This window comes from Actinophytocola sp. (assembly GCF_050699915.1).
Classification (GTDB): domain Bacteria; phylum Actinomycetota; class Actinomycetes; order Mycobacteriales; family Pseudonocardiaceae; genus Actinophytocola.
This window is the reverse complement of the sequence record NZ_JBOHGA010000235.1, coordinates 1-8992: the sequence shown is the minus strand read 5'-3', so window position 1 is coordinate 8992 and position 8992 is coordinate 1. Positions and strand designations below refer to the sequence as shown.

The window sequence follows — 8992 nt, the reverse complement described above, 5'->3', positions numbered from 1 at the left end:
TTGGTGGGTCGCTGGGCGGCGAACCACGCGTTGCGCCCGCTGCGGCAGGTCACCGGCGCAGCGGCCAAGGCGGCCCGCGGCGATCTCGAGGTCCGACTGCCGGTCACCGGCGACCCGGACCTGGTGCCGCTCGCCGAGGCGTTCAACGACACCGCGAGCCGGCTCCAGCAGCGGATCGCGCGGGACACCCGCTTCGCCGGCGACGTCAGCCATGAGCTGCGCTCCCCGCTCACCACCATGCTCAACGCGATGGCCGTACTCCAGCGGCGCAACGCCGAGCTGCCGCCGAGCACCCGGGCGGCGGTCGAGCTGTTGGGCACCGACCTGCGCCGCTTCCGCCGCATGGTCGACGACCTGCTGGAGATCTCGCGGGGTGAGGACACGGACCGGTCCACGTTCGAGCAGCTGGACATCGCCGAGCTGGTGCGGGCCGCCGCCCGCCACGGAAACCGGCTGGCCTCCGACCTGCTCGACATCGATGCCCATCCCCGGGTGCTCGCCGACCGCCGGCGGCTCGAGCGCGTGGTGGCCAACCTGCTCGACAACGCCGAGCACCACGGCTACGGAGTCGTTCGCGTAGGCGTCCTGCGCCGCGACGACCAGGCCCGCATCGAGGTCGACGACGCCGGCCCCGGCGTGCCGGCCGAGGCGCGCGAGCACATCTTCGAACGCTTCGCCCGAGGCTCCCCCGCCGACCGAGACGCCACCGACAGCGGCGCCGGGCTCGGTCTCGCACTGGTGACTCAGCACATCCGCCGACACCACGGCCAAACCTGGGTGGAACCTCGTCCCGGCGGCGGCGCTCGGTTCGTCGTCGAGCTGCCGGAGGTGGCGGAGTGATCCGCCGTGCGCTCACCGCCGTCGTGCTCGGCCTGCTGGTCGCCGGGTGCGGAGTCAGCAGCGAGGAGCTCCCCCAACCGATCGAGAGCACCTCGATCCAGCCACCGCCCGGCACCCCCAGCGTGGACACGTCGCCGGCGGACCCGTCGACGACACCACCCATGACCCCGCCGACGACCCCGAGCAGCAACCCGCCTACCTAGCGCATGTAACGGCTTCACCCAGTACGCCGATTGGATGGACACCGATTCACTACATCGGAGCTGGGGGCTTTGATGCGTGTAGCGCTGTGTTCGCTCGTCCTTGTCGGCGCGATCGTCTTGCTGACCGCGCCGGTGCCGCAGGTTGCCGCGGCACCCGCACCGCCGCCGGCACAGACCGGGCCGAACGCCGAGCTGGAGCCGGAGGAGATGCCCGGCACGGCGACCGAGCCGGCCGATCCGGCCGAGGTGGCGCGGAAGATCGCCGAGCAGAAGGCGAACCGGGCGGCGCGGCCGCTCGTCACCGGCTTCCTCAAGTCCCCTGACGCGCTGCACGTCTTACCCGTCGGCAAGCGGCCCTACGACTCCACCGAGGTCACCCCGGTCGGCGGCTTCGGGTTGGTGGACGCCCAGGGCGTGCGGATGTTCCGGCCGTCGGGCTCGACCCGGCTGTACAACCACGTTGTCTTCCAGGGCTCCTACGCCCTGCAGAACCTGAACTCCTACCGGTTGACCGGGAATCCCGCCTACCTGGACATCGCGACCAAGAACGCGCAGCGCCTGTACGACCGCCGCGTCGCGTCCGACGGCGCGTGGTACTACCCGTACGACTTCAACTTCGCGCCACTGGGCGACACCAGCGAGATGCTGCCGGCGCCGTGGTACTCCGGGATGGCTCAGGGCCGGGTGCTGTCGGTCTTCGTCCGCATGTTCGAGGCGACCGGCGACCCGAAGTGGCGCACCGCCGCCGATGCCACCCTCGCGAGCCTCTCCCAAGGCCCCAGCGGACGACTGCCGTACGGGTCCTATGTCGACAGTCGGCGACACCTGTGGCTCGAGGAGTACCCGCGCTACCCCGCGAGCATGGGCGAGAACGTCCTCAATGGACACATCGTCGCGATCTGGGGACTGCTCGACTACTGGTCGCTGACCGGCAGCGGCCGTGCCGCCGAGCTCACCCGCGGCGCGATCACCACCGTGCGCCACCTCGCGATGACCACGACCCCCGGGTTCCGCCGCCCCGCCGGCTCCAGCCTCTACTCGCTGCGCCACAAGACCCCGGCCAACACCTACCACCAGATGCACATCGAGCAGTTCCTGCAGCTGTGGGGCTTCACCCGCAACGCCTGGTTCGTCACCGGCGCCACCGCCTACCGCGGCGACTACCCGAACCCGCCCACCGCGGGCACCATGCGGGCCACCCCGCGCACGTCGACGATCTACCGGGTCAACGCGGCCATGAAGATCACCGCCACCTCCCGCGTGCACTTCCCCCGCGTCACCCACGCACCCACCGACCGCCGCCAGCGCATCGCCGGCGGGCCTGTCGGGCTGCGCGTGTCGAAGGGCCCCTACACCGGCTGGTGGTTCCCCGAGGCCCACGGCACCACCTGGCTGCTCGGTGCCGAGGACACCCACGGCTACTACCCCGACGCACAGGTCTACATCGCACCAGGCACCTACACCGCCTACCGGGTGGGCTCCGGCGGCGACATCTCCGGCCGCAAGACCGTCCGGTTCACCAGCACGTCGAGCGCGCCGACCGCACTCAGCGGCGTCGTCCAGGCCCGGCACGTCTACTACTTCACCCGCGGCACCTATGCCGGATATTGGCTGCCGATGGTCCGCGGAATCTCCGTCAGATCCAGCTGAGATATCGGGTGGCTGCACGGGCGCGCGGCGACCTCGCTATGGTCGAAGGACGCAGGCGAAAATCGGGCGAAGGGGACGAGGCTGCCGTGTCGACGGGCAGGTGGGCGTGGGCGGCGTACCTCGGCTTCGGCTTCGTGGTCATCGTCGCCTACTACGTCGCCCTGTCGCTCGACGCGCCGCCGATCGCACGGGTGCTGCTCTACAGCATGGTCAGCACGTCGTCGGCGGTCGCGGTGCTGTACGGCTGCTACCGGTACCGCCCGAAGCCGATGCTCCCGTGGCTGCTGCTGGGCCTCGGCGAGGCCGTGTACGCGGCCGCGGACACCAGCTTCTACGTCACGCACTACATCACCGGCGACACCGGCTACCCGGCGCTCGCGGACGTCTTCTACCTGTCGCACTACCCGATGGTCGTCGCCGGGCTGGTGCTGCTGATCCGGCTGCGCACCCCCGGCCGTGACCTGCCCAGCCTCCTGGACGCGGCGCTGCTGGCCGTCGTCGCGGGCATGCTGTCCTGGCTGTACCTGCTCGCGCCGACGGCGGAGGCGCAGGTGCCCACGCTGGCCAAGGTGGCGTCGCTCGGGTATCCGATGATGGACCTCGCGATGTTCGCGGTCGCGCTGCGCCTAATTCTCGGTTCCGGCCGCCGGCCGATGGCATTCTTCCTGCTGTCCACGAATTTGTTGGCCTTCTTCGCCGCGGACAGCATCTACGTTCTCCAGCAGCTGAGCGGCACCTATTCCGCCGGGAACTTCATCGACGCGATCTGGCTCACCGGAAATCTCGCGCTGGGCGCGGCCGCGCTGCACCCGACGATGAGCCGGGTCGGCGAGCCGGCGAGGGTGGCCGACCCCGGGCCGGGGCCGGCGCGCATCGTCGCGCTCTGTGCCGCCGCGCTGGTCGCGCCCGCCACGCTGCTGGTTGAGTACTCGCGCGGCGCCTACCACCACATCCCGGTGATCGCGATGGCGTGCGGCCTGCTGTTCCTGCTGACCATCGCCCGGCTGGCGGTGCTCGTCGGGCAGCAGCGCTGGCTGGCGATCACCGACGTGCTGACCGGGCTGCGCACCCGCCGGCACTTCGAGAACCGGCTGGCCGCCGAGGTGGCGCACGCCCGCCGGAGCAAGGCGCCGCTCGCGGTGCTCATCGCCGACGTCGACCACTTCAAGTCGATCAACGACTCCTACGGCCACCCCGGCGGTGACCGGGTGCTGGTCGAGATCGCCACCCGGCTGCGCACCGGGATCCGGCAGGAGGACGTGCTGTCGCGCTACGGCGGCGAGGAGTTCGCCGTCCTGGTGCGCGGGGCCGCGGCCGACGACCCGCTGGTGATCGCGGAACGCCTGCGCCGGCGGGTCAGCGGCAGCCCGGTCGTGGTCGAGGACGGGATGTCGGTCGAGGTCACGATCTCGGTCGGCACGGCCACCTACCCGCTTCATGGCAGCAACCCCGACGAGCTCGTGAAGGCGGCCGACCGGGCGCTGTACGCGGCCAAGTACCACGGGCGCAACCGGATCGACGTCGGTCCGGGCGACACGCTGGCCGGCGCCGAGGCGGCCGGGACCGCGGGCATGATCGCCTACCTCCAGCACCTGGCGGACACCGTCGACGGCTGGTTGTCCGGCCAGGAGCACAGCCGGGCGGTCAGCAGGTGGGCGAAGCTGACCGCGATCGAGCTCGGTCTGGACAGCGAGCAGGTGCGGCACGCGGCGCTGGGCGGACAGCTGCACGACGTCGGCAAGGTCCTCGTCTCGAAGGACATCTGGACGAAGACGACCCCACTGTCCGAACAGGACTGGCGGTTGGTGCGCCGGCACCCGGAGGACGGCGCCCGGATGGTGCGCGCGGTGCCGGGGCTCGCCGACGCCGCCACGGTGGTTCACCAGCATCACGAACGCTTCGACGGCAACGGTTATCCCGAGGGGCTCGCGGGCGAGCAGATCCGGATCGAGGCGCGGATCGTCACGGTGTGCGACTCGTGGGCCGCGATGCTCGCCGACCGGCCGTACCAGGCCGCCCGGACCGAGGACGAGGCCCGCGAGGAGCTGCTGCGCTGCCGCGGTGCGCAGTTCGATTCGGACGTGGTGGACGCGTTCCTCCGGCTGCACCTCGCGGGTCGCCTCGGCACCCTGGCCGGGGTGCCCGAGACGACCCGAACCGGCTAGGCCTGGCCGTCGGCGATGGTGTTCCAGAACATCAGCTCGTAGGTCTGGAACAGCCGGCCGTACCGGCGAGCCTCGCGCTCGTTGCTCCGGCCGGCGTCCATGCCGGCCTGCACCGCGGCGATCGCCTGCTCGATCGCCTCCGGCACGGGGGTGGCGAAGAAGTCGAAGAAGCCGCACGCCTCGTCGTCGAGGCCGTACTTCGCCCGCATGGCCGCGGCGATCTTCCCGCAGTAGTCGCCCCACGCGGCGAAGTTCGCCACGACGCCGACGATGACGTCGGCCGGTTCGCCGTTGAGCGCGAGCCACGAGAAGTACGCCGGGTACGCCTGGCAGCCGGCCATCGGCTCGTAGGCGTCCAGCGCGGCCGCGTCCATCCCGCCGGCCGCGGCGAGCGCGGGCAGCTTGGCCAACGCGAGCCCCTCGCCCTGCGCGAGCCCGGCGAAGAACTCGCGTGCGGTCAGCTCGGTCGACCGCGACGCCAGCAGGTGGATGCTGCGCCAGTCGCTGCGGACGATGTGCGACTCCTCGGCGGCGATCGTGCCGAACACCGACGGCGCGGCGTCCCCCCGCTCGATCAGCGGCACCAGGCGGTTCTCGCTCTCCGCCGGCGCCAGCTCGTCGCGAATCGACTCCAACAGCTCTCGGGCGGACCCAGCCACTCGAACTCCATTCCTTGCACGGCGAACACGAAGACCACGGCAGCCTAGATCACCTCTGGAACGCCATGTCGTGTGAAATGGACCCATGGCGATACCTCTGCCCCGCAGTCTGTGGCCCACCGACGTCCTCAGCTGGACCGCGCGGACGGCGTCCAGCGCGGCCTCCGTGCCCGCCCGGGTGCTCGACCTGCTGACCGCGGCCGAGTCGGTGGTCGCGCGGGCGGACGAGCTGGTGGGTCGCGTCGACCGGGTGGTCACGAACGCCGAGGAACAGGTGACGCACGCCGAGCGGGTGACCAAGGCAGCCGAGGAGCAGGTGGTCGCGATGCGGCCGGTGCTGCGGTTCGTCGAGGAGTTCAGCGCCCACGAGGTGAGCGCCGCGATCGAGCTCGTCGACGAGTTGCCCCGGCTCGCCAACCACCTGACGCAGGACATCATGCCGATCCTCGCCACCCTCGACCGCGTCGGACCGGACATCCACGAGCTGCTGGACGTCACCAAGGACGTCCGGCGGGCCATCCTCGGCATCCCCGGGTTCGAGTTCCTGCGCCGCCGCGGCGAGGACAAGGACACCGACCGGTCGGACTGACGGCCGCGGCGTGTTCGCGATAGCTTGCCGGCATGGAGTCGACGCGGGTGGATCGTTGGCTGTGGGCCGTTCGGCTGGCGAAGACGCGGCCCGACGCCGCCGCGGCGTGTCGGGGTGGGCACGTGCGCGTGAACGACCGGCCGGCCAAGGCCGCGACGGCCGTGGCGCCCGGGGACCGGGTGCGCGCCCGGGTGGGCGACACGACCCGCATCGTCGAGGTGGTGCGGGTGATCCAGAAGCGGGTGGGCGCCACCGCGGCGGCGGAGTGCTTCATCGACCGGACTCCCCCGCCGCCGGTCGAGGCGCCGGTCGCGCGGCGGGACCGCGGCGCGGGTCGCCCGACGAAGCGCGACCGGCGGCTGCTCGACCGCTGGCGCACCGGCGGGGCCTGACCCCGCCAGCCCCGCCTACTCCGCGGCGTCCAGGGCGGCCCACACGTCGGGGGCCGCGTCGGGATGGCAGATCACCATGTCCGGCAGCCACACGTCCGACTGGTTGTAGCGCGGCGCCGAGCCGTCCAGCCGGCGCACCCGCCAGCCGCTGGCCACCGCGACCGCCACCGGGGCCGCGGAGTCCCACTCGTACTGGCCGCCGCCGTGCACGTAGGCGGTGGCCCGGCCGGCGAGAACGGTCGCCGTCTTCGCGCCCGCGGAGCCCATCGGCCGCGGCGTCGCCGGCCAACCCGCCAGCAGCTTCTCGAGCACCGCCGGCGGGCGGCTGCGGCTGATCAGCACCACCGGGTCCTCCGGCGCGGGACACGACTCCGCCGGCCGCCACGTCGAGTACGTCAGGTCGGCCGCCGGTAGGCACACCGCCCCGGCGGCCAGGTGTCCGCCCGACCACAGCGCCACGTGCACCGCCCAGTCCAGCCGGCCGGGCTCGGCGTACTCCCGGGTGCCGTCCAGCGGGTCGATGATCCACACGCGGTCCGCGGACAGCCGGCTCCGGTCGTCGGCCGACTCCTCGGACAGGATCGCGTCCTCGGGGCGTTCCTCGGCCAGCCGCGCCAGCAGCAGCTGGTTCGAGCGACGGTCCCCCGCGGCCCGCAGCTCGGCACCCCGCAGCTCGTCCCGCATGCCCATCAGCAGCTCGCCGGCGGCCTCGGCCAGCTCGTGCGCGAGCCGGTGGTCGGCGGGATCGGGCGAGGCTCGGTACACCCGCGTGGACTCGGTCGCCGAACTGCGGGTCATGAGCGTCGCCCTTCGTGGACTGCGGTCAGGTCGGCCGGTTTCCGCTCGCGGCGGGCGCGTTCGAGCATTCGGTGACTATTTCACCCGAGCACGTTCAGGGGGAGGTCAGGTCGGCACGGACTCGGGAGCCGCGGTGTGGCCGAAGCGGGTGCCGAGCGCGGTCAGGAAGCCGTCGATCGTCGCGGCGTGCCCGAAGACGTACCGGGACATGAACCGGAAGGCGAGGTTGCGGACCTCCCCGTGCTCGGTCACCGTGACCACGCAGCCAGCACCGTCGGGGCCGTCGGGCTCGAGGTCGTAGGTCCAGCTGCCGCCGAACGGCAGCTTCTCGTCGGTGATGCGGGTGACGAGTCGCCGCGGCGGGTCGGCCGCCTCGACCGCGAACGTGATCTTCCCGTCCTTGCCGAGCTCCCGCCAGCGCGTCGGCTCGGTCCCGAGCATCTCGACGCGCGTGACCCGGGGCCGCCAGGACGGGTACTCGGCGACGTCGGTCAGGGTGTCCCAGACTCGCTGCCGGTCGACGGGCAGCCGTACCCGCCGGGTCGCCGTGTGCGCGAGCGGCAACCGCGCCCCGATCGCCATCATCACCAGGAGCAGGAGCACGAGGACCCCGACGAGAACCCCTGCGATCCCGGCGATCACGAGCCACACCATTCCGGGCAGCCTACGCCGGCGGGCTGCAACGAGGCTGCAATCCCGGTCAAGACACTGTGCGCGACAGTCCACTACAGAAGGGAAGTACGCCGTGAAGCGCACCTCCGTCCGCACCCGTTGCCTCGCCTCGCTCGCCGCCGCCGGCATGGCCGCCGCGGTGGTCGGGTTCGTCCCCACCGCCACCGCCGAGTCGTCGGCGTCGTCTGCGTCCGCGTGCAAGATCGTCGCCGACATCAGCTACAACGCGAGCCGCGGCACCGTCGCGTCCTTCCGGGAGCTGTTCTGCGGGCCCGGCGGCGAGTCGACCCCACTCCCGACGATCCTCAGCCGCAACGGCACGATCGTCGCCCGAGGCACGGGCTTCGCGATCTACACCTGTCGCGGCACGACCTCCAGCACGTTCACCGCGACCTCGGCCAGACCGGAGCGCCACCCCTGCGGATGACCCGGGAGGCCGTCTCCGATCCGCGTCGTGCCGCCGGATCGGAGACGGTCACCGGTCAGCAGGGCACGAAGTGGAACGTCGGATTCGGGGTCTCCGTGCCCCACCTGCCGGCCGGCTGACCGGGGCAGCCCCACCACTTCTGGCCGACGAGATCGTCGCCGCGGTAGAAGTTCATGACGATCAGGTTCTCGGTGCCCGGCGGCGGCAGCTCGATCGCCTGTGCCGGGGCCGCGCCGACCGCGACGGCACCTAGCGCGAGTGCCGCGGCGACCGCGCCGCGTCTGAACATGCCGCGTCTGAACATGAGGATCTCCTCCAACGTCAAGGAATCGGGACGACGTCAGCATCTCGGCCGGCGTTGCAGTCCTGTTGCAGGATCGAGCGGAGCAGGTCCCTGGTCGCCGGCGCCGGGTCGATGCCGAGCTCGGCGGCCAGCGCCGCGCGCAGGCGCGCGTACACCCGCGCCGCCTGATCCTGTTGGCCGGCAAGGACGTGCGCCCGCATCAGCGCGCGGTGCGCGGCCTCGTCCAGCGGGTCCGCGGCGATCGCGGCGAGCGCCGGCCGCCGGGCGCGGGCTGGGTCACCGGTGCGCAGGGC

12 protein-coding genes are annotated in these 8992 nt (G+C 72.2%); 7 read left to right on the top strand and 5 right to left on the bottom strand.

Annotated features, from left to right (window positions below; translation table 11 throughout):
- From ACRDSK_RS28355 to ACRDSK_RS28340, 4 genes are all read left to right on the top strand, one after another.
- Window positions 1-840: HAMP domain-containing sensor histidine kinase (locus ACRDSK_RS28355; protein WP_431444406.1), on the top strand; the 840-nt coding region annotated here is incomplete at its 5' end.
- The gene (locus ACRDSK_RS28350; protein WP_431444405.1) at window positions 837-1043 is read left to right on the top strand and encodes a hypothetical protein; all 207 of its coding nucleotides are present in this window, start codon (window positions 837-839) and stop codon (window positions 1041-1043) included. The genes ACRDSK_RS28355 and ACRDSK_RS28350, both read left to right, overlap by 4 nt.
- A gap of 72 nt (window positions 1044-1115) precedes the next feature.
- Window positions 1116-2693 carry a D-glucuronyl C5-epimerase family protein gene (locus ACRDSK_RS28345; RefSeq protein WP_431444404.1) on the top strand — a complete coding sequence of 526 codons (1578 nt, stop codon included), beginning with the start codon at window positions 1116-1118 and terminating at the stop codon, window positions 2691-2693.
- An 86-nt stretch (window positions 2694-2779) separates the two neighbouring features.
- Entirely contained in the window at window positions 2780-4858 is a 2079-nt protein-coding gene (locus ACRDSK_RS28340; protein WP_431444403.1) for a diguanylate cyclase, read from the top strand.
- Here ACRDSK_RS28340 and ACRDSK_RS28335 read toward each other — a convergent pair.
- Window positions 4855-5517 (bottom strand): transcriptional regulator, encoded by a 663-nt coding sequence (locus ACRDSK_RS28335; protein WP_431444402.1) that lies wholly within the window; start codon window positions 5515-5517, stop codon window positions 4855-4857. The genes ACRDSK_RS28340 and ACRDSK_RS28335 overlap by 4 nt on opposite strands.
- 85 nt (window positions 5518-5602) lie before the next feature.
- Between ACRDSK_RS28335 and ACRDSK_RS28330 the strand changes: the two genes are divergently transcribed.
- Window positions 5603-6106, top strand: a complete 504-nt coding sequence (locus tag ACRDSK_RS28330; protein ID WP_431444401.1) for a hypothetical protein — start codon at window positions 5603-5605, stop codon at window positions 6104-6106.
- Window positions 6107-6138: 32 nt separating this feature from the next.
- Window positions 6139-6498 (top strand): RNA-binding S4 domain-containing protein, encoded by a 360-nt coding sequence (locus ACRDSK_RS28325; RefSeq protein WP_431444400.1) that lies wholly within the window; start codon window positions 6139-6141, stop codon window positions 6496-6498.
- Window positions 6499-6513: 15 nt separating this feature from the next.
- On the opposite strand, the gene ACRDSK_RS28320 is transcribed toward ACRDSK_RS28325, so the two are convergent.
- Both ACRDSK_RS28320 and ACRDSK_RS28315 read right to left on the bottom strand, forming a co-directional pair.
- The gene (locus ACRDSK_RS28320; RefSeq protein ID WP_431444399.1) at window positions 6514-7296 is read right to left on the bottom strand and encodes a 3'(2'),5'-bisphosphate nucleotidase CysQ; all 783 of its coding nucleotides are present in this window, start codon (window positions 7294-7296) and stop codon (window positions 6514-6516) included.
- A 105-nt stretch (window positions 7297-7401) separates the two neighbouring features.
- Window positions 7402-7950, bottom strand: a complete 549-nt coding sequence (locus tag ACRDSK_RS28315; protein WP_431444398.1) for an SRPBCC family protein — start codon at window positions 7948-7950, stop codon at window positions 7402-7404.
- Between the two features lie 91 nt (window positions 7951-8041).
- Between ACRDSK_RS28315 and ACRDSK_RS28310 the strand changes: the two genes are divergently transcribed.
- The gene (locus ACRDSK_RS28310) at window positions 8042-8395 is read left to right on the top strand and encodes a hypothetical protein (RefSeq protein WP_431444397.1); all 354 of its coding nucleotides are present in this window, start codon (window positions 8042-8044) and stop codon (window positions 8393-8395) included.
- Between the two features lie 55 nt (window positions 8396-8450).
- On the opposite strand, the gene ACRDSK_RS28305 is transcribed toward ACRDSK_RS28310, so the two are convergent.
- A complete protein-coding gene (locus tag ACRDSK_RS28305; RefSeq protein ID WP_431444396.1) occupies window positions 8451-8699 on the bottom strand; it encodes a hypothetical protein in 249 nt (82 codons plus the stop codon).
- 17 nt (window positions 8700-8716) lie between these two features.
- A partial coding sequence (locus tag ACRDSK_RS28300; protein WP_431444395.1) for an AfsR/SARP family transcriptional regulator occupies window positions 8717-8992 on the bottom strand: 276 nt, incomplete at its 5' end.

What these genes read in the sequence shown, in the direction of transcription:
- ACRDSK_RS28345 (WP_431444404.1), top strand. Translation starts at nt 1,116, where the DNA reads ATGCGTGTAGCGCTGTGTTCGCTCGTCCTTGTCGGCGCGATCGTCTTG.
- ACRDSK_RS28330 (WP_431444401.1), top strand. Translation starts at nt 5,603, where the DNA reads ATGGCGATACCTCTGCCCCGCAGTCTGTGGCCCACCGACGTCCTCAGC.
- ACRDSK_RS28325 (WP_431444400.1), top strand. Translation starts at nt 6,139, where the DNA reads ATGGAGTCGACGCGGGTGGATCGTTGGCTGTGGGCCGTTCGGCTGGCG.
- ACRDSK_RS28320 (WP_431444399.1), bottom strand. Translation starts at nt 7,296, where the DNA reads ATGACCCGCAGTTCGGCGACCGAGTCCACGCGGGTGTACCGAGCCTCG.
- ACRDSK_RS28315 (WP_431444398.1), bottom strand. Translation starts at nt 7,950, where the DNA reads ATGGTGTGGCTCGTGATCGCCGGGATCGCAGGGGTTCTCGTCGGGGTC.
- ACRDSK_RS28305 (WP_431444396.1), bottom strand. Translation starts at nt 8,699, where the DNA reads ATGTTCAGACGCGGCATGTTCAGACGCGGCGCGGTCGCCGCGGCACTC.